This window comes from Streptomyces xanthii, assembly GCF_014621695.1.
GTDB classification, from domain to species: domain Bacteria; phylum Actinomycetota; class Actinomycetes; order Streptomycetales; family Streptomycetaceae; genus Streptomyces; species Streptomyces xanthii.
Window position 1 is genome coordinate 4,733,671 of sequence record NZ_CP061281.1, and the last position, 17,882, is coordinate 4,751,552.

The window sequence follows — 17,882 nt, forward strand, 5'->3', positions numbered from 1 at the left end:
GGACGCGGCGGCCTCAGCGGATCATCCGGGCCAGGCGCCGCAACCCGCGCACCGCCCGGGTGCGGGCCGCGCGCCGCACGGGCGGGCCGATGCGGGTGGCGAGGGGCCCGAGGGGCTCCCAGCGCAGTTGCAGCCGTCCCGCGCCCTTGCCCTCGGGTTCGACGGTGACCCGGTGCCGGTTCACGTGCGCGGTGCGGACGGGCAGGTCGAGCGGGGCGAGCAGCAGCCCGGTGTTGCGGGCGCCGTCCGGGGCGGTCAGCTGGAGCATGGGGTGCCGGGTCCCGGTGAAGCCGAGCCGGGGGAGCGCGAGCGCCGTGAGGTCGAGCCGGACCCGGCCCTCGAAGACGCCCGGCCGCACGGGGTCGAGCCGGAACCGCAGGGTCGCGCGGCGGCGGCCCGGGGTGAGCAGGAGCGCGGCCGGCTGCGGGCCCACGGAGAGCCGGCGTCCGGGGTCGTGGGTGCGCACGCGCAGGTCCAGCGAGGCCGGGCCGGGGCCGCGCTCGACGGACACCAGCTCGTGGCGGAACTGGGCGCGCCGGAAGGGCCGGGTGTCCAGCTCCAGGTCGGCGAGGGAGAGTTCACGGCGGGCCCACGCGGTGTCCGGGACCCGGTCGCCCCAGTACGGGGTCCCGGCCGCGTCCAGGGCCGTCGTGCGGGGGGCGACCGCGTGGCCGAGGCCGCGCGCCGCGAGCCGGGCCTCGGGCAGGCGCAGGTCGCGCACGAGCTGGAGGACGACGCGTTCGTCGCGCGGCAGGCGGGCGTAGGCGGCGGGGGCGAGCCGGTCGAGGTACGGGTTCACGACGGCGGCAAACTCGGCGAGCCAGGCGTCGTCGCGGTGCGGCAGGTCGCCCGCGTACATCCGGAAGTCGTGCTTGAGGAACTTGTGGTCCTTGGCCTCGCGCAGCGTGTCGCCGCGGTCGTTCTCGGCGAGGAAGGCGTCGATGAGTTCCTGCACGTGGACGCGGTCGCGGACGTTGTCGAGCCGGTGCCGCTGGTTGGATATGGAGGCCGCGTCCCCGGCCGCGTACGGGTGGATGTACCAGCGGTAGACGGTCTCGGGGACGATCGTGAACGCCTTCGCGAGGCAGTAGGCCTGTGCGGAGAAGAGCTGGTCCTCGTAGTGGATGCCCTCGGGGAAGCGCAGGCCGTGGCGGTCGAGGAAGGCGCGGGCGTACATCTTGCTCGTGGACAGGTGCTCGAAGAGCAGGTCGGGTTCGTTCTCCACGCCTTCGACGGTGCGGCGCTCGGCGACGAGGTGCGGCATCCAGCGCGAGGTGCGTCCGGTGTCGACGCGGACCCGTTCGACGGCGCCCATCGCGAAGTCGATCCCGGGGTTCTCGCGGTGCGCGGCGAGCAGGAACTCGACGGCGCGGGGCGGGAGTTCGTCGTCGCTGTCGAGGAACATCAGGTAGGGGGCGCGGGCGATGTCGAGGGCGCGGTTGCGCGGGGCGCTGCATCCGCCGCTGTTCTCCGGCAGCCGGAGACAGGTGATACGGGGGTCGGCGGCCGCCAGGTCCCGTGCGATCTCGGGGGTGTTGTCGGTCGAGTGGTCGTCGCTGATGACGATCTCGATGTTCGTGTGGGTCTGGGCCTGGAGGGAGGCGACGGCGCGGGGGAGGCGTGCGGCGTCGTCGTAGGTGATGACGGTGACCGTGACGTCAGGCGTGTCCATGGGCGTCCGCCTCCTCGGGGGTGGGGGCCACGGTGCGGGACTCCAGCGGCAGCACCGGCGGCAGCGCCTCCTCGGGCTCGCCGAGGAAGACCCGGCGCACGACGCGCTCGGCGGCCCGTCCGTCGTCGAACTCGCAGAAGCGGCGCCGGAAGCTGTCCCGGGCGGCCGCCGACTCCCGGTCGCGCCAGGCGCCGGTGACGAGGATCTCCGTCAACTCGTCCTGGGTGCGGGCGACATGGCCCGGCGGCTCGGTCGTCAGGTCGAAGTAGACGCCGCGGGTCGTCGCGTACGTCTCCCAGTCGTCGGCGTAACTGACGATCGGGCGGTCCAGGTTGGCGTAGTCGAACATGATCGACGAGTAGTCCGTGATCAGCGCGTCCGCGGCGAGCGCCAGCTCCTCCACCGGGTCGTACGCGGAGACGTCGACGATCCGGCCGGTGCGGCACAGCCCGGCGAGCGGGGACGCGGCGCCGCCGTAGAAGTAGTGGCCGCGCACGAGCAGGACGGTGTCCTCGCCGAGGCGCTCGGCGAGCGCGGCGAAGTCCAGGCGCGGGGTCCAGCGGGCCTCGTAGTCGCGGTGGGTCGGCGCGTACAGGAGGGCGCGGCGGCCGGGGGCGATGCCGAGGCGGGCGCGGACGGCGCGGACGTCGGCGGCCGTGGCCCGGTGGTAGACGTCGTTGCGGGGGTAGCCGTGGTCCAGGGAGACGTAGTGCGACGGGTAGGCGTGCTCCCACATGCGGGTGGAGTGGGAGTTGGCGCTGACGCTGTAGTCCCACTTGTCGACGCGGGACAGGAGCGCGTCGAAGTCCAGGCCGCGCGAGGCGGTGGGGTGGTCGATCTGGTCGAGGCCCATCTTCTTCAGCGGGGTGCCGTGATGGGTCTGGAGGTGGATCGCGCCGGGTCTCTTGACCACCGCGCCGGGGAAGTTGACGTTGTTGACGAGGTACGCGGCGCGGGCCATGACCTCCGCGTAGCGGCGGGTGCCGGGCACGACGTGCTCGGTGCCGGGCGGCAGCAGCGGCTCCGTCGCGCGGGACACCACCCACACCGGGCGGATGTGCGGGGCGAGTTCGGCGAGCTTCGCGGCGATCGCGGCCGGGTTGCAGGCGACGCCGCGGTCCCAGTACGCGGAGAAGACGGCGAGCTCCGGGTCGAGCGGGGTCTTCAGGGCGCGCTGGTAGTGCAGGTCGAGGAGCTTGCGGCCCGCCTTCCCGCGGCCGGTGCGGACGGCCGAGCGCAGGGCCCGCCGGCCGTGGCTCAGCTCCTGGAACGCGCGGTACTTCGTGTACGCGTCCTGCTCCAGGAGGCCGCGCCGCACGCCCTCGCGGCCCGGGGGCCTGCGGTGGCCGGGGGGCTTCCAGCGCACGGCCGCCGCGGAGGCGCGGCGGAAGAACTCGCGGGCGACCGCATCCGGCAGGCCCTCGCGGGACACGACGCGCAGCGTCTCGGTGGCCATCAGGTCGTACAGGACGGCGCGGGGGGCGGCCGCGGTGCCGTGCTCCCGCATCAGCTCCTGCAGGCGCTCGTACGCGTCGATCAGCTCGTACCGCCGCTCGGCCGGTACCGGCGGCAGGCTCTCGCGGCGCAGTTGCCGTACGTCGGCCAGGGCGTGCTCGGTGCCGGCGATCCGGCGGGCGAGGACGAGGGCGGCGCGGGCCGCGTACATCGGGTCGGCGTCGGTGAGGTGCTTCTCGTGGGTGTGGTGGAAGGCGGTGCGCAGGACGCGGTTGGCGAGCAGCGGGGTGACGCGCAGGAGGTTGCCGTGCTCGTCGAGGGGGCGGTCGCGGCGGCCGAAGCGGGCGAGGCGGCCCGTGTCGACGCCGGAGGTGCCGGGGCCGCGCCAGGTCGAGCGGACGTGGTCGCCGAGCACGACGTCCACCTCGTCGGACAGCTCGGCGAGGCGGGTGCGCAGGGCGGACAGGGCGCCGGGGAGCGGCCGGTCGGTGGCGGTCAGGCACCACAGCCAGGTGCCGGTGGCGCGGTGGGCGCCGGCCGCGCGGGCGGTGGCCGGCTCCGTGCCGGCGGGCAGGGTGAGGAGGGTGGTGCGCGGGACGCCGGACAGGTGGTGCCCGGCCGTGTCCCGCGCGGTGGTGCCGACCGCCGCGACGATCAGCTCGGCGTCCTCGGGCAGCTGACCGGCGAGGGCGTCCAGGCAGGGCCCGAGCAGGCCCTGTACGTCGGGGCCGTGCACCACGACGCTGAGGGCGGGGCGGGTCTCCGTCATCTGCTGATCCCCCTGGCGGCCGCACGGGGCGGCCGATCGGATATCGGCATCAAGTCAGACAAAGAGTATCTTTCGGGCCGGTGCGGGGCCCGTCATGACCAGGCGTACCGCGGGCTACTTCGCCTTCGCGGGCTTCTTGGCGGGACCGCCGGTGAACTCCTCGTACTCCTTCAGTACGTCCTCCGTCGGCCCGTCCATCCGCAGCTCCCCGCGCTCCAGCCAGAGCACGCGGTCACACGTGTCCCGGATCGACTTGTTGCTGTGGCTGACCAGGAAGACCGTCCCGGCGTGCTTGCGCAGCTCGCGGATCCGCTGCTCGGAGCGCTTCTGAAAGGAGCGGTCGCCGGTCGCGAGGGCCTCGTCGATCAGCAGGACGTCGTGGTCCTTCGCGGCGGCGATGGAGAACCGGAGGCGGGCCGCCATGCCGGAGGAGTACGTGCGCATCGGCAGGGTGATGAAGTCGCCCTTCTCGTTGATGCCGGAGAAGTCGACGATCTCGTCGTAGCGGTCGCGGACCTGCTCGCGGCTCATGCCCATGGCGAGGCCGCCCAGCTTCACGTTCCGCTCGCCCGTGAGGTCGTTCATCAGGGCCGCGTTGACGCCGAGCAGGGAGGGCTGGCCGTCGGTGAAGATCCGCCCGTTCTCGACCGGGAGGAGCCCCGCGACGGCCTTGAGCAGGGTCGACTTGCCCGAGCCGTTGGTGCCGATGAGGCCGATGGCCTCGCCCCGGTACGCGGTGAACGACACGTTCCGCACGGCGTGGACCGTGCGCACACCCGCGCGCCGCTCGGCCTTCTTCTTGCCGCCGACGATCCGGCTGAGCGCGGCGGTCGCGGTGCCGCGGCCCGCGCCGGTGCCGTGGACGCGGTAGACGATGTCGACGCCGTCGACGATGACGGTGGGCACGGGCCCCTGGTCCTGTACCGGCTCAGCCACGTCCGTACCTCTCCTCGGCCTTCCAGAAGAAGACGAATCCGCCCAGCCCGGCGAGCAGGGCCCAGCCGAGGGCCAGCGGCCACGCGTGCGGCGGCAGCTGGTCCGCGGTGAAACTGTCGATGAGTGCGAAGCGCATCAGGTCGATGTAGAGCGCCGCGGGGTTGATCTGCAGCAGCGTGACGACGACCTGCGGCACGTCACGGCCTGCCGTCAGATGCGTCAGGCTCCACATCACGCCCGAGGTGTACATCCACGTCCGCAGCACGAACGGCATGAGCTGCGCGATGTCCGGCGTACGGGCCCCGAGCCGGGCCATGACCAGCGCGAGCCCGGTGTTGAAGACGAACTGAAGGGCCAGGGCCGGAACGGCCAGCACCCACGACGGACGCGGCGGCACCCCGGCGCACAGCAGGATCACCACCAGCGCGCACATCGAGAACAGCAGCTGCTGGAGCTGCTGGAGGCAGTACGAGATCGGCAGCGAGGCGCGCGGGAAGTGCAGCGCCCGTACGAGGCCGAGGCTCCCGGAGATCGCCTTCGTGCCCGCCATCACGGACGACTGCGTGAACGTCCACACGAACACGCCCGTGACCAGGAACGGGATGTAGTCCGGCACGCCCCGGCTGGTGTTCAGCAGCTTGCCGAAGATCAGGTAGTACACCGCCGCGTTCAGCAGCGGGGTGAGGACCTGCCACACCTGGCCCAGCTTGGCCTGGCTGTACTGCGCGGTCAGCTTCGCCGTGGAGAAGGCGGTGATGAAGTGCCGCCGCTGCCACAGCCGCCGCACGTACGCGGGCAGGGAGGGGCGGGCGCCGCTCACCGTCAGGCCGTGGCGCGCGGCCAGGGCCGCCGCGTCCTCCTGGCCCACCGGGGCGGCGGGGTCCGGGGGGCGGGGCGCGGAAGGCGTGTCGAGGACCTGACTCACATCGCCTGCTTTCTGGACGGCCGGGCGGTCGGGCGGCCGGGGGGCGGAAGGCCGTTCGTCGGAAGGTCGCTACGTCGGAACGGACCCGTATCGTCGTGACGTGAGACTAGGCCCCCGCGACGTCGGAACGCAACCGTATCGTCGTGCCGCATCTATGCTGGCCGCATGACGACCAACGCCGAACCGCCCAGGCCGACGCCGCGTCGCCGGGCCCCGGCCGGGGCCGCCGTACTGCGCGAGGACGTGACGGAGGCCATCCGCGCCGCCGTCTTCGAGGAACTCGCGTCCGTGGGCTACGCCCGGATGTCCATCGAGGGCATCGCGCGCCGCGCCGGGGTCGGCAAGACCGCCGTCTACCGCCGCTGGCGCTCCAAGCTCCACCTCGTCCTGGACCTGGTCTCGGCCATAGCGGTGCAGGGCCTGCCGGCCCCCGACACCGGCTCCCTGGAGAGCGACCTGCTCCTCCTCTACCAGGTCACCTCCCGCGCCCTGCGCCACCCGGTCGCGGGCCAGATCATCCCCGACCTCCAGGCGGAGGCGGCCCGCAACCCCGACATCGCGGACGCCCTCCAGAAGGCCCTGCGCGAGGGCCAGCACGGGGTGGCCAGCGGCATCGTCCGCGCGGCGGCGGCCCGCGGCGAGCTGAGCCCCGACGTCGACGAGGACCTGGCCCTCGACCTGATCTCGGGACCGCTGTACTGGCGGGCGGTGGTGGCCCGCGGCCCGAAGCCCCCGAAGGGGTACCTGGAGAAGCTGGCTGCGGCCACCGCGGCGGGGCTCAGGGTGCTCTGAGCCGTCCATCCTGACCCGCCGCGGTCAGGCGGCCGTCCGGCGGCGGGTCAGGAACAGGGCGACCGCGGCCGTGATGGCCACGAGCCCCGTCGGCACGCTGATCAGCACCTGCTGGACGCCCTCGAAGGCGAAGCTGGTGAAGACGTTGACGATGACAGCGAGGGCCAGGGTCAGCCAGAGCAGCGCCTTCATGGCGGTTCCTTCCGGATAGGGCCCCTCGGTGGGGCGGTGTCTCCACAGTGCCCGCCCGCACCCCGCCCCCTCCATGGAGCACGCTCCCCGAACCATGGTGTAGCCCGCTCCACCCTGCGCCCGGTCCGGTCCTGCGCCTACGCTGACCCGCATGCCGGGGATCAAGGGGGCCGTGCGACAGGCCGGGCGGGCACTGGCGTACCTCGCGGTCGGCGCGGCCGTCGCCGTCGCCTCGTATCTGTTCATCGCGCTCGCCCTGTTCACCGCGGTCCTGACCCTGCTCGTGGTCGGCGCCGGAGTGCTGCCCGAGACGGTGCTGCTGCTGCGCCGGGTCGCCACGTTCAAGCGCGGGCGCGTCGCCGAGTGGAGCGGCCGGGAGGTTCCCGAGGCGTATCTGCCGCTGGGCGGGCCGCTGCGGGAGCGGGTGCGGACGGCGCTGGGCGACCCCGGGACCTGGCGCGATCTGCGGTGGCTCGTCGCGCACTTCGCGTACGGGTGGCTGCTGCTGTACGCCGCGCTGCTCGTGCTGTGCGTGGGCGCGGTCGTCGACGGGCTGTGGTGCGGGCTGCTGCGCCGCCCGCCCGTCCTGCTGCCGGTCGTCTCCCGTCTGGCGGACCTCGACGCCGGCTGGTCCAGGGCGCTGCTCGGCCCGGCGCCCGGCGCGGAGCGGCTCGCGGCCCGGGTCACCGAGCTGACCGAGTCACGGGCCGGGGCCGTCGCCGCGCACGGCGCCGAACTGCGGCGCATCGAACGGGACCTGCACGACGGGACGCAGGCCCGGCTCGTCGCGCTGTCCATGCGGATCGGGCTCGCCCGGCGCGCCCAGGACCCGGAGGCCGCGCGCCGCCTCCTCGACGACGCCCAGGACCAGGCCGAGGCGGCGCTCGCCGAGCTGCGGCACGTCGTGCGTGGCATCCACCCGCCGATCCTCACCGACCGCGGACTCGTGGGCGCCGTACGGGCGTTGGCCGCGGCCAGCGGGCTCGACGTCGCGGTGCGCGACGAAGGCGTCGAGTCGGGCGGCCGGGCGCCGGCCGCGGTCGAGGCGGCCGCCTACTTCGTGATCGCGGAGGCTTTGACCAACGCCGCCAAGCACAGTGGCGGCACGCGCGCGGACGTCCAACTGGAGCGCGGCAGAGCCGGGTTGAGGGTCGCGGTGAGGGACTCGGGGCGGGGCGGCGCCGACGAGCGGGGCGGCAGTGGGCTGCTCGGCATGCGGCGCCGGGTCGCCGCGCTCGACGGGAACGTGCGAGTCTCGAGTCCCGTCGGAGGACCGACCGTCATCGAGGTGGAGCTGCCGTGCGTGTGGTGATCGCGGAGGACAACGCGCTGTTGCGGGAAGGGCTCGTGCTGCTGCTCGGCTCCGCGGGACACGAGGTCGTCGGCGTCGCCGAGACCGGGCCCGAGGTGCTGCCCGCGCTCCTCGAACACCGCCCCGACGTCGCCGTCGTGGACGTCCGGATGCCGCCCGGCTTCCGGGACGAGGGCCTGCGCGCCGCCCTGGAGGCCCGCCGCACCCTACCCGGCCTGCCCGTCCTCGTCCTCTCCCAGTACGTGGAGGTTTCCTACGCCACGGAGCTGATCGGCGGCGGGGCGAGCGGTGTCGGCTACCTCCTGAAGGACCGCATCGGCCGGGTCGACGCGTTCCTCGACGCCCTGGAGCGGGTCGCCTCCGGCGGTACGGCCCTCGACCCCGAGGTCGTCACCGAACTCCTGGCCCGCCGCCGGGACGACCCGGTCGACACGCTCACCCCGCGCGAGCTGGAGGTCCTCACGCTGATGGCCGAGGGCCGGGACAACGCGACCATCGCAGCCCGGATGGTCGTCACCGAACGCGCCGTGAGCAAGCACATCGGCAACGTCTTCGCGAAGCTCGACCTCCCCCAGAGCGACAGCGGCCACCGTCGCGTCCTGGCGGTCCTCGCCTACCTCGACCGGCGGCGCTGAGCGGGTGGTTCAGGCCTCGTCGAGCTGGTGGTCCGCCCACACGTACGTCTCCGGGAGCAGGTCGGTGATCGGGAGTGCGCGGCGGGACGGGCCGTTGCCGACGATGACGCTCAGGGTGGGGAAGTAGTCGAGGAGGACCTGTCGGCAGCGTCCGCACGGCGGGACCACGCCCCGGTCGCGGTCGCCGACGGCGACCATCGTGGTCAGGTCGTACGCGCCCTGGGCGGCGGCCGTGCCGACGGCGACGAGTTCGGCGCAGGGGCCGCCGGTGAAGTGGTAGGCGTTCACGGCGGTGATGATCCGGCCGTCCCGGGCGCGGGCGGCAGCGGCCATGGTGTGGTTGTCACCCCGGCAGCGGGTGGCGGCGATCTCCTCGGCGGCGGCGACCAGTTCGCGGTCCGGGGCGGAGAGTTCAGTCATGGTGCGGCTCGGCTTTCGTCAGGCGGCTTGCCAGGGCGGTCAGTTCGGGGAGGCGGAGGGCGGGGGTGGCCGAGCCGGGGAGGGGGACGTGGAGGCGGGTCGTCCAGCGGGGCGGGATCGCGCCGGCGCCGTACACCGCGCCGGCCAGGGCCCCGGTCACCGCGGCCACCGTGTCCGTGTCGCCGCCGAGGTCGATCGCGGCGCGCAGGGCGGACTCGTACGAGGCGGTCGTCCGCAGCGCCCAGACGGAAGAGCCGAGGCAGGGCCACACCGCGCCGTTGAACTCGGTGGCCAGGTCCGGGTGCCAGTCGGGGGCGAGGACGGTGGCGTAGCGGGCGCGGTGGGCGGCGGGGACGTGCGCGAGGGCGCCCGGGATCGCGTTCAGGGGGTCCGCGCCGGTCAGGGCGACGCGGATCAGTTCGTGGAGGAGAGCCGTGCCTTCCCAGGCCGCCGGGTCGCCGTGGGTGAGGGCCGACAGGCGGCGGGCGGCGTCCATCGTGGCGGCTGTGCCGAGCGGGGCGAAGTGCACGGCGGAGGTCGCCGCCCGCATCAGCGCACCGTTGCCCGCGCCGCGGCCGGTGATCCGGAAGTGGTGCGCGGCGGCGCGGTCCCAGGGCAGTCCGTTGGTGAGCACGTCCTCGGTCTGCAGGCCGATGTCCTTGGGGTCGGCGGATGCCCAGTGCTGGAAGCGGGTGAATACGTCCGGGTCGTTCAACTCGCCGTGTTCGAGGAGTGATTGGCCCACCAGGACCGCCATCTGCGTGTCGTCCGTGGCCTCGCCCGGGTCCCAGCCGCCGCCCCCGCGCATCTCGTCGGCGTCGGGGGCGCCGGGCGGGAAGCGGGCCGAGAAGGCGCCTTCGGGGCCGAACTCGAAGGGGGCGCCCAGCGCGTCGCCGACGGCCGAGCCGACGACGGAGCCGATCGCGCGGTCCAGGGGAGTGGAGGGCGGGGGCATGGCGCCGAGCCTACGGGTCAGCGCAGGAGGCGGCGGAGGCGGCGGCGGGCCACCGTGAGGGCTCCGCGCACGCCGGGGGCCGTGCGCAGGGCGAGGGCGCCGGAGTGGGTGGCGTAGGGCTGGGCGAGGAGGACGCCGTGGCGGCGGCTGGGGAGGGCGGTGCGGCGCAGGAGGCCGGGGCCGGTGGAGGCGTGGGCGGTGGCGTCGCGGTGGGTGCCGTCGGCGAAGTGGACGCGCAGCTGGATGTCCCAGGTGCCGGAGCGGGAGAGCGCGGAGAGGTCGAGGCGGGTCTCGGCGGTCCACAGGTTCCCGGCCGCGTTCGGGACGAGCTCCGCCGTGCGGTGCTGGGCGGCGGTGCCGCGCTGCCGGTCGAGCAGGGTGACGTCCACCGCGCGGGGCTTCGCGTCGGCCATCCGCCCGTACAGGTCGTGCAGGAGGAGGCGAAGGCGGGTGCCGCGGCGCCCGGGGCGCAGCTCGCCGTCGACGGCGAGGGGCAGCAGGTGCGCGGGACGCTCGAGGAGATGGGTCAGCGCGACCTCGGGCAGGTCGGCGGACCAGACCGGGGTGCCGTCGGCGGTCCGCGCGTACGGCGGGCGCAGCCGGGCCGGCCGGGCGGCGACCTCCTTGAGGCGGGGCAGGTCGCGCGGGGCGGGCGAGGCGAGGATGACGCGCCCGATCATGCGGCCGGGCGAGGGCGCGGCCTCCAGGTCGGCGGTGTCGAAGGTCTGCAGGTGGGCGCGGGTGCGCCGCCACCACTCGGCGCGGTACTCGGCGCCGCGCAGCTCCAGTTCGCGCGCGTACATCCGCAGGGAGTGGTCGATGAAGTGCGCCCGCGCGGCCCGTGCGAGCTTCGGCAGCCCGGCGGAGAGCAGGATGTCGACGGCCTCGCGGTGGGCGTCGAGCCGGGCCTGCCAGTTGTCGATCCCGGTGCGGTCGAGGGAGAGGGAGAGCCGGTCCGCGGCGCGGCGCACCTGCCACACGTAGACGGTGTCGGGGATCAGGGCGGTGCGCGGGCGGGCGGCGAGGACGCGGGCGGTGAAGACGAAGTCCTCGTAGAGGCAGCGCCCGTCGGGGAACCGGATGCCGTGCTCGCGCAGGAACTCGGTGCGGTAGAGCTTGTTGACGCAGAGGGTGTCGCGGACCAGGCCGGGGCGCTGGCCGGGGTCGGTGAGCACGCCCGGGCGCGCGTACAGCTCGGGCAGCCAGGGCGTCTCCTGCCCGGAGGGCAGTTCGCGGCGCACGCAGAGCCCCGAGACGAGGTCGGCCTCGTGCCGGCGGGCGGCGTCGAGCAGGGCGGCCGCCGCGCCGGGCGGCAGTACGTCGTCGCTGTCGAGGAACATCACGTACGGGGCGGCGGCGCGGGCCAGCCCGTCGTTGCGCGGGGTGCCGCAGCCGCCGCTGTTCGTGCTGCGGCGCACGACGTGCAGTCGGGGATCGCGCGCGGCGAGCTCGCCGAGGAGCCGGCCGCTGTCGTCGGTGGAGGCGTCGTCCACCGCGATCACCTCGGTGACGGCGGGGCCCTGGTCGAGTGCGGAGCGGGTCGCGGCGGCGACATGGGCGGCGTCGTCGTAGCCGATCACGATGATCGTGACGCCGGGCTCGGCCGGCGGAGGTGCGGTGGTCGGATCCACACCGGGAATTTTAGGGCGGTTTATGTCAAAACCGCGCTAACTCGGACACCGGTTCAGGCGGTTTCCGAGCGGAGTGCGTCAGTTCGGGGCGGCCGGGCTCAGAGCGCGGCCGTGTCCAGCGCGTCCGTGAGCCGCAGCAGGCGGCGGCGCAGGTCCTCGATCTCCGCCAGCTCGAAACCGGTCGCCTCCGCGATCCGCAGTGGCACCCGCTCCGCCCGCTCCCGCAGCGCCCCGCCCGCCTCGGTGAGCGCGACGATCACCGAACGCTCGTCCTGCGTGCTGCGCTCCCGGCGCACGAGCCCGTTCGCCTCCAGCCGCTTGAGCAGCGGGGAGAGCGTGCCGGAGTCGAGCCGCAGGCGCTCGCCGAGCCGCTTGACCGGCATCTCGCCGTCCTCCCACAGCACGAGCATGACCAGGTACTGGGGGTAGGTGAGGTCCAGATCCTTGAGCAGGGTGCGGTAGACGCCGCCGAAGGCGCGGGACGCCGCGTTCAGGGCGAAGCAGATCTGCAGGTCGAGCCTCAGCGGGTCCAGGGGGTCGGTGGTGGTCATGCCCTCAGGGTAAGCGAGATGACTCGTCGCGCCATTTAGTTGTGCACAATCTAGTTGTGCATCATTGAATTGCGTGCTCTACTGGATCCCGCACCACCGAGACCTTCCGAGACCCCGGAACCGCCGGGTCCGAGACTTCCGAAACCCGAGAGGCAGGCATCCCATGGACGCCCTCTACACCGCCGTCGCCACCGCCACCCACGGCCGGGACGGCCGCGCCGTCTCCTCCGACGGCGTGATCGACCTCCAGCTCGGCATCCCGGCGGCGATGGGCGGCAACGGCCAGGGCTCGAACCCGGAGCAGCTGTTCGCCGCCGGTTACGCGGCCTGTTTCGGCAGCGCGCTCGGACTCGTCGGCCGCCAGGCGAAGGCGGACGTGGCGGACGCCGCCGTCACCGCCGAGGTCTCCATCGGCAAGCAGGGCGAGGGCTTCGGTCTCTCCGTCGTGCTCCGCGTCGAGCTGCCCGACACGGTCGACGCCGCGACCGGCCGCAAGCTGGTCGAGATGGCACACCAGGTGTGCCCGTACTCGAACGCCACGCGGGGGAACATCGACGTCGACCTCGTCATCGAGTGACCCGGTCGCTCAACGGGTGCGGGGCGAGCCCCCGTTGACGCGGGCGAGCACCTCGCCGGTGCGGGGGCTCCACGCCACCACGACCGCCTCCTGCGGCAGCCGCTGGTCCTTGCCGAGCAGCAGCCAGTGCACGTCGTAGCGGCGGGCGATGGCCGTGCGGTCCGCGCGCGTCGACTCCGGCGCCAGGTAGGCCCGTACGGCCGCGAGCCGGCGCTGCCGCTCCCCCTCGTCGAGCGCGGGGTCCGGCCAGGCCGGCGCGACGAGGTTCGGCCCGTAGCCCGGCAGTGAACGGGTCGGCATGTAGGCGTCGGTGAGGACCACGTCGCCGGGCGGGATGTGCTGCGCCGCCCAGGTGTACGTGGGCCAGTCCGGCGGCTGCGCGAAATAGCGCGGGACGACGGCGCCGGCCTGCACGCACAGGAAACCGAGGAGCGCGCCGCCCGCCGCGACCAGCCCCAAGGCCTTGCGCGCGGGCGCCCACGGCCGGGGCGCCGCCAGGGCGACGGCGAGCGAGAACTGGAGCGGGACCAGGGACAGGCCCAGGATCCGGCCGTACGTGTAGTGGCCGGTCAGCCAGCCGTACGCGATGACGAGGACGTCCAGCGCGAACATGAGAGCCAGAGGATCGCGCGGGTCGCGGCGGAACCTGGCGTACAGGGCCGGGAGCCCCAGGAAGGCCAGCCAGAAGCGCGCGGGCATCTCCGTGTAGAGCTGGGCGTGGATCCCGTCCAGGGTGGTGTTCCCCGCGAGGGAGGCCACGCTGTAGTAGGGCCAGGCCAGGGTGACGGCAGCGCCGGCGACCAGCGCCGCCGTCCAGCCCTTGAGGTGCCTGACCGCCGGTACGCCGATCACCGAAACCACACCGATCAGCGCGGCCACCGCCGTGATCGGGTGGGTCAGCAGGATCGTGGCCGACAGGACACCGAACGCCGCGTACTCCCCCCACCGCCGGCCCCCGCCACGGAGCCGCAGCGCCCACGCCCACGCCCAGAACGTCAGGCCGATCGCGAACGTCGACGGGTAGCCGAGGTTCCCGGTCATCGAGAGCAGGCCCAGATAGCCGCTCCACCAGGCCGTACGGGTGCCCCACAGCAGGGTCATGAACAGCAGGGCCAGAACCGGGGCCCACTGACGTGGCGTCAGGGCACGGACGAACGCGTTCAGGCCGGTCAGGAGAACCAGCAGGTTGAACGGGCCCGCCAGTTTCACCACCTCCCAGCCCGCCAGGCCCGTGACACGCGCGAAGACGCCCTGGGCCACCGCGTACGGGGAGTAGTAGGGGCTGCCCGCGCCGGGCAGGTCGGCCATCGGGTGGCGGGGGTGGAGGAGATGCGTCTTGAGGCGTTCGACGACGGCCGCGTGCTGCCCGAAGTCGCAGCACATCGGCACCCGCCAGTACGCCAGCGTCATGACCAGCCAGAACAGCCCGCCGAGGACGAAGAACGGGGTGGGGCGCCAGGCGCGGCCGCCGCGCAGGGCCGTGGCCCCGCGCAGCGCCCGCCGGGCGAGCGTGGCGGTGGAGACCGGTGCCGTCACCGCAGGAGCCGATCGGCGACGCGGGCGGCGGCCCCGCCGTCGTCCAGGTCGCAGTAGGCGTCCCGGAACGCGGCGTACGCCTTGGCGTGCCGGGCCGCGACCCGGTCGAGGTCGCGCAGCGCGGCGATCACGCTCGTCGTGGTCGGCAGCAGCGGGCCCGGCGCGTGCTTCTCCAGGTCGACGTAGAAGCCGCGCACCGTGTCCCGGTAGTGCTCCAGGTCGTACGTGTGGAACAGGATCGGGCGCCCGGTGTGCGCGAAGTCGAAGGCCAGCGACGAGTAGTCGGTGACGAGGACGTCGGCCAGGAGCAGGAGTTCGCCCGCGCTGGGCAGATCGGTGACGTCGCGGACGAACGGCGCGCGGGCCCCGCGCAGCCGGCCCGTGGCGCTCGGGTGCTTGCGCACCAGCAGCACGTGGTCGGCGGCCAGCGCCCGCTCGGCGGCCGCGAAGTCGAACGCCGGGTCGTGCCGGAAGCGGCCGGGGGAGTGCGTGAGGTGGTCCCGGTACGTGGGCGCGTACAGGACGATCTTCTTGCCGGCGTCGATGCCGAGCTCGCGGCGCAGCAGCTCGACCCGCTTGGCCCGGTCGTCCGGGGTGGTGAACAGCAGGTCGTTGCGCGGCGATCCGGCGGGCAGGACCTCCCCGTCGTAGGCGAGCGCCCGCGTCAGGTGCGGGGTCGACCAGCGGGAGGGCGCGACCAGGACGTCCCACTGGCGGGACAGCACCGGCAGCAGCGCCAACTGGTCGTGGTCGGCGTACAGGGAGCCGGTCAGGTCGGTGCCGATGCGCTTGAGCGGGGCGCCGTCCCAGGTCTGTACGACGGTCTGGCCGGCCCGGCGCTCGAAGAAGTCCGGCAGCTGGTGCGCGGTGACGATGCGGCGGCAGCGGGCGAGCGCCGCGTACCAGTCGGCGGAGAACTCCTCGACGCCGCGCGCCGCCGCCGGGACCCGGGTGCGGCCGTCGCGGGTCACCCACAGGTGCTCGACCTCGGTGCCGCGGCGCACCAGCTCGGCGTGCACGGCGCGCGGCGAGTCCCCGTCGACGTAGAGGACGGCCTCGCGCAGCGGGAGGCGGCGCTGGGCCGGGTAGAACTCGGTGCGCAGCCGGTGGCGCCGGTAGGCGCCGCGGTCGCCGGGGGCGAGGGACGGGCCCGCCTCGATCAGCAGCCGGTCGCCGAAGCGCCGGTCGACGGCGAACTCCCGTGCGGAGCGCGGCCGGTGCTCGGGCAGGGCCGCCCCGACCGAGGCCAGCACCCGTACGGGCATACCGTCCCCGTGCCGGTCGTCGGCCTCGCGCAGGAACGCGTACCAGCGTCCCTCCCACAGCCGCTCGGGCGCGAGGACCGCGCGGAAGCGGTCGCCGCCGCGCGCCACGGGCGCGGTGACCTCCTCGGTGGTGGAGCTGTGCCGCAGCACGAACTCGGGGGCGCGCCAGGAGCGTTCGCAGGCGGTGCCGGTGACGACGAGGGTGCCGTCGGAGGCCCAGCCGGCGGTGTCGGCGATGGGCTGCCGGGTCAGCTCGATCACCAGCTGGCCCTGGTCGTTGGCGGTGGCGCAGACCTCGCGGCCGCCCGCCGCGTAGCGGCCCGGCGGCAGGTCGAGGGCGGCGGCGACGGAGCGGGCCGAGCCGTCGGGCAGGACGAGGTTGACCTGCCAGCGGTCGCCGTGCGGCGGCTCGACCTCCTTGGGCGCCCGGTGCTCCGGTTCGGGCACGCCCGCGAGGTCGGCGAGCGTCACCCGGACCAGGAAGCGGCCGCCCGCGCAGGTCACCGGGTAGCTGAACTCGGTGCCCGAGTGCTTGTGGGTCAGGCGCAGGGAGCGCGGCTCGGCCCCGCCGTGCAGCCGGCCCGCGAGGACGAGGTCGCCGCCGTTCGCGTGGTGGTCGTCGGCGAGCGCGGTGGGCGCGACGATCTTCAGGGCGAGCCGGCCCTTGGCGTGCGCGACGACGAGCCGGGTGCCGTCGCCGAGGTCGCGCACCAGGTGCTGCTGCGCCGCGCCGTCCAGGGCGCGCAGCGCGGCCCGCCGCACCAGACCGTGCCCGGCGAGCAGGACGCCGAGCTGCCAGGTGCCGGGCCGGTGCCGGCCGCGGATCTTCAGCTTGTCCGGGTCGATCGTCATCGTGAACCCGGACTGGTCGTAACTGTGCAGCTCCTGGCGGGAGTTGACGGTGGCGAGCGGGTCGCTGACGCTGCGGGTGGGGACCCGGCGGACCTGACGGCGGCTGCCCTCGGCGCGCAGCAGCCCGGTCTTCACGGACTGGGCGGGCCGCTCGGCGGGGAGGTTCTTCACGTACGCGTAGCCGCTGATCCGGAGCTTGCCGTCGGGGCCCCAGGCCGTCTCGTGGACGCGGGCCACGACGGGCAGTTCGTCCTTGCCGACGCGGGTGAGCACCTCGGGCAGCCGGGGCAGGCCCGGGTAGGCGGCGGTACGGCGCAGGGTGCCCTGGACGTGGCAGGCGGTGCCGTTGCGCCGCTCGAAGGAGAGCAGCCGGAGCAGGTCGTCCAGGCGCCGCTCGCGCACCAGATGCCACTTCACGCGCAGGTGCAGGGGGAGCCCGTCGGCGATGTCGGGGTCGGCCCGGCGCAGGAACGCGGCGGTGTCGTCGAGGAACGCCTGCCGGTAGGCGGGCCCGCCCATCGGCAGGCCGTCGAGGAAGTACACGAAGTCGTCGCGCAGGCAGGACGCGTCGTAGGTGCGCTTGAGCTCGGGCCGGTCGGGGAAGCGGTCGGCGAGGAAGCGGCTGACGTGGTCGCAGGCCGCGATCCGGTCCCGTACGCCCTTCACGTCGGTGCGGCGCCGGGTGATGGACCCCTCGCGGACCCGCCAGTAGTAGACGTGGTCGGCGAGCACGTCGACCTGCTCGGCCAGGAAGTGCGCGGGGATCATCACCGGGGTGTCCTCGTACAGCTTGCCCTCGGGGAAGGTGAAGGCGTGGCGGTCCCAGAAGGAGCGCCGGAAGACCTTGTTCCAGGCGACACGGTCGGACAGGAGCTGGGGGTCGCGGGTGATGTGGGTGCGCTCGCGGCGCCGGGTGAGCCACTTGTACTGCCAGGCCTGGCTCCGGCCGCGCTCGGTGAGCCGCCACACGTTGCCGGTCGCGAAGTCGGAGCCGGTGCGCTCCAGGCTGGCGATCATGCGCTCGTACGCGTCGTGCGGCACGACGTCGTCGCTGTCCACGAAGGTCAGGTACGGGACGTGCGGATCGGAGTAGCGCACGCCGGTGTTGCGGGCGGCGCTCAGTCCGGCGTTGTCCTGCCGGACGTAGCGGAAGCGGGGGTCCTTGGCCGCGAAGGCGCGGGCGAGGGCGGCGCTGCCGTCGGTGGAGCCGTCGTCGACGAGCACGACCTCCAGATCCTGGACAGTCTGTGCGGCGATCGACGCCAGGCAGTCGGCCAGATCGTCCTCGACGTTGTAGACCGGGACGACGACGCTGAGGCGGGGGAGGCGAGGCGTGTGGGGCATTGGACCGATGTGCCCGGTATCGCGCCATTTTTTGCCTAAGTTGGGCCGTGCGGGTGAGCCGGG

Annotated in this window: 15 protein-coding genes; 4 read left to right on the plus strand and 11 right to left on the minus strand. The window is 74.1% G+C overall.

Going from position 1 to position 17,882, the window contains the following annotated elements; all coding sequences use genetic code 11:
• Positions 1 to 13: 13 nt before the first annotated feature.
• The 4 genes from IAG42_RS21430 to IAG42_RS21445 all read right to left on the minus strand — a co-directional run bounded on the left by IAG42_RS21430 (position 14) and on the right by IAG42_RS21445 (position 5,757).
• The gene (locus IAG42_RS21430; protein WP_188338579.1) at positions 14 to 1,672 is read right to left on the minus strand and encodes a glycosyltransferase family 2 protein; all 1,659 of its coding nucleotides are present in this window, start codon (positions 1,670 to 1,672) and stop codon (positions 14 to 16) included.
• Positions 1,659 to 3,896: a bifunctional glycosyltransferase/CDP-glycerol:glycerophosphate glycerophosphotransferase gene (locus IAG42_RS21435; protein WP_188338580.1), complete on the minus strand. Its 2,238-nt coding sequence runs from the start codon at positions 3,894 to 3,896 to the stop codon at positions 1,659 to 1,661. Before IAG42_RS21435 ends, IAG42_RS21430 begins: the two co-directional genes overlap by 14 nt.
• 114 nt (positions 3,897 to 4,010) lie before the next feature.
• A complete protein-coding gene (locus IAG42_RS21440) occupies positions 4,011 to 4,832 on the minus strand; it encodes an ABC transporter ATP-binding protein (protein WP_188338581.1) in 822 nt (273 codons plus the stop codon).
• Positions 4,825 to 5,757: an ABC transporter permease gene (locus IAG42_RS21445; protein ID WP_188338582.1), complete on the minus strand. Its 933-nt coding sequence runs from the start codon at positions 5,755 to 5,757 to the stop codon at positions 4,825 to 4,827. Before IAG42_RS21445 ends, IAG42_RS21440 begins: the two co-directional genes overlap by 8 nt.
• Positions 5,758 to 5,922: 165 nt before the next feature.
• Between IAG42_RS21445 and IAG42_RS21450 the strand changes: the two genes are divergently transcribed.
• On the plus strand, positions 5,923 to 6,549 hold the full coding sequence (locus IAG42_RS21450) for a TetR/AcrR family transcriptional regulator (RefSeq protein WP_188338583.1): 627 nt from the start codon (positions 5,923 to 5,925) through the stop codon (positions 6,547 to 6,549).
• Positions 6,550 to 6,573: 24 nt separating this feature from the next.
• Here the strand turns inward: IAG42_RS21450 and IAG42_RS21455 are convergent, their stop codons facing one another.
• Entirely contained in the window at positions 6,574 to 6,741 is a 168-nt protein-coding gene (locus IAG42_RS21455; protein WP_188338584.1) for a hypothetical protein, read from the minus strand.
• 160 nt (positions 6,742 to 6,901) lie between these two features.
• Between IAG42_RS21455 and IAG42_RS21460 the strand changes: the two genes are divergently transcribed.
• Both IAG42_RS21460 and IAG42_RS21465 read left to right on the plus strand, forming a co-directional pair.
• Complete coding sequence (locus IAG42_RS21460) at positions 6,902 to 8,053, plus strand: sensor histidine kinase (RefSeq protein ID WP_188341526.1); 1,152 nt, start codon at positions 6,902 to 6,904, stop codon at positions 8,051 to 8,053.
• On the plus strand, positions 8,041 to 8,688 hold the full coding sequence (locus IAG42_RS21465; protein ID WP_188338585.1) for a response regulator: 648 nt from the start codon (positions 8,041 to 8,043) through the stop codon (positions 8,686 to 8,688). Before IAG42_RS21460 ends, IAG42_RS21465 begins: the two co-directional genes overlap by 13 nt.
• 9 nt (positions 8,689 to 8,697) lie before the next feature.
• On the opposite strand, the gene IAG42_RS21470 is transcribed toward IAG42_RS21465, so the two are convergent.
• The 4 genes from IAG42_RS21470 to IAG42_RS21485 form a co-directional block, all read right to left on the minus strand.
• Positions 8,698 to 9,108 carry a cytidine/deoxycytidylate deaminase family protein gene (locus tag IAG42_RS21470; RefSeq protein ID WP_188338586.1) on the minus strand — a complete coding sequence of 137 codons (411 nt, stop codon included), beginning with the start codon at positions 9,106 to 9,108 and terminating at the stop codon, positions 8,698 to 8,700.
• Positions 9,101 to 10,063: an ADP-ribosylglycohydrolase family protein gene (locus IAG42_RS21475; protein WP_188338587.1), complete on the minus strand. Its 963-nt coding sequence runs from the start codon at positions 10,061 to 10,063 to the stop codon at positions 9,101 to 9,103. Before IAG42_RS21475 ends, IAG42_RS21470 begins: the two co-directional genes overlap by 8 nt.
• Before the next feature lie 17 nt (positions 10,064 to 10,080).
• Positions 10,081 to 11,694, minus strand: a complete 1,614-nt coding sequence (locus tag IAG42_RS21480; protein ID WP_223206105.1) for a glycosyltransferase family 2 protein — start codon at positions 11,692 to 11,694, stop codon at positions 10,081 to 10,083.
• 98 nt (positions 11,695 to 11,792) lie between these two features.
• A complete protein-coding gene (locus IAG42_RS21485) occupies positions 11,793 to 12,245 on the minus strand; it encodes a MarR family winged helix-turn-helix transcriptional regulator (protein ID WP_188338588.1) in 453 nt (150 codons plus the stop codon).
• A 163-nt stretch (positions 12,246 to 12,408) separates the two neighbouring features.
• Here IAG42_RS21485 and IAG42_RS21490 point away from each other — a divergent pair, with 163 nt between their 5' ends.
• On the plus strand, positions 12,409 to 12,822 hold the full coding sequence (locus IAG42_RS21490) for an organic hydroperoxide resistance protein (protein ID WP_188338589.1): 414 nt from the start codon (positions 12,409 to 12,411) through the stop codon (positions 12,820 to 12,822).
• Positions 12,823 to 12,831: 9 nt separating this feature from the next.
• Here IAG42_RS21490 and IAG42_RS21495 read toward each other — a convergent pair whose 3' ends face one another.
• The gene (locus IAG42_RS21495; RefSeq protein ID WP_188338590.1) at positions 12,832 to 14,358 is read right to left on the minus strand and encodes a hypothetical protein; all 1,527 of its coding nucleotides are present in this window, start codon (positions 14,356 to 14,358) and stop codon (positions 12,832 to 12,834) included.
• Complete coding sequence (locus IAG42_RS21500) at positions 14,355 to 17,819, minus strand: CDP-glycerol glycerophosphotransferase family protein (RefSeq protein WP_188338591.1); 3,465 nt, start codon at positions 17,817 to 17,819, stop codon at positions 14,355 to 14,357. The genes IAG42_RS21495 and IAG42_RS21500 overlap by 4 nt, the downstream gene beginning before the upstream one ends.
• Positions 17,820 to 17,882 lie beyond the last annotated feature (63 nt).

Bases quoted from the DNA above. Each gene is read 5' to 3' on its own strand.
- IAG42_RS21475 (WP_188338587.1), bottom strand. From the start codon at position 10,063: ATGCCCCCGCCCTCCACTCCCCTGGACCGCGCGATCGGCTCCGTCGTC.
- IAG42_RS21435 (WP_188338580.1), bottom strand. From the start codon at position 3,896: ATGACGGAGACCCGCCCCGCCCTCAGCGTCGTGGTGCACGGCCCCGAC.
- IAG42_RS21455 (WP_188338584.1), bottom strand. From the start codon at position 6,741: ATGAAGGCGCTGCTCTGGCTGACCCTGGCCCTCGCTGTCATCGTCAAC.
- IAG42_RS21490 (WP_188338589.1), top strand. From the start codon at position 12,409: ATGGACGCCCTCTACACCGCCGTCGCCACCGCCACCCACGGCCGGGAC.
- IAG42_RS21470 (WP_188338586.1), bottom strand. From the start codon at position 9,108: ATGACTGAACTCTCCGCCCCGGACCGCGAACTGGTCGCCGCCGCCGAG.
- IAG42_RS21430 (WP_188338579.1), bottom strand. From the start codon at position 1,672: ATGGACACGCCTGACGTCACGGTCACCGTCATCACCTACGACGACGCC.
- IAG42_RS21500 (WP_188338591.1), bottom strand. From the start codon at position 17,819: ATGCCCCACACGCCTCGCCTCCCCCGCCTCAGCGTCGTCGTCCCGGTC.
- IAG42_RS21485 (WP_188338588.1), bottom strand. From the start codon at position 12,245: ATGACCACCACCGACCCCCTGGACCCGCTGAGGCTCGACCTGCAGATC.
- IAG42_RS21450 (WP_188338583.1), top strand. From the start codon at position 5,923: ATGACGACCAACGCCGAACCGCCCAGGCCGACGCCGCGTCGCCGGGCC.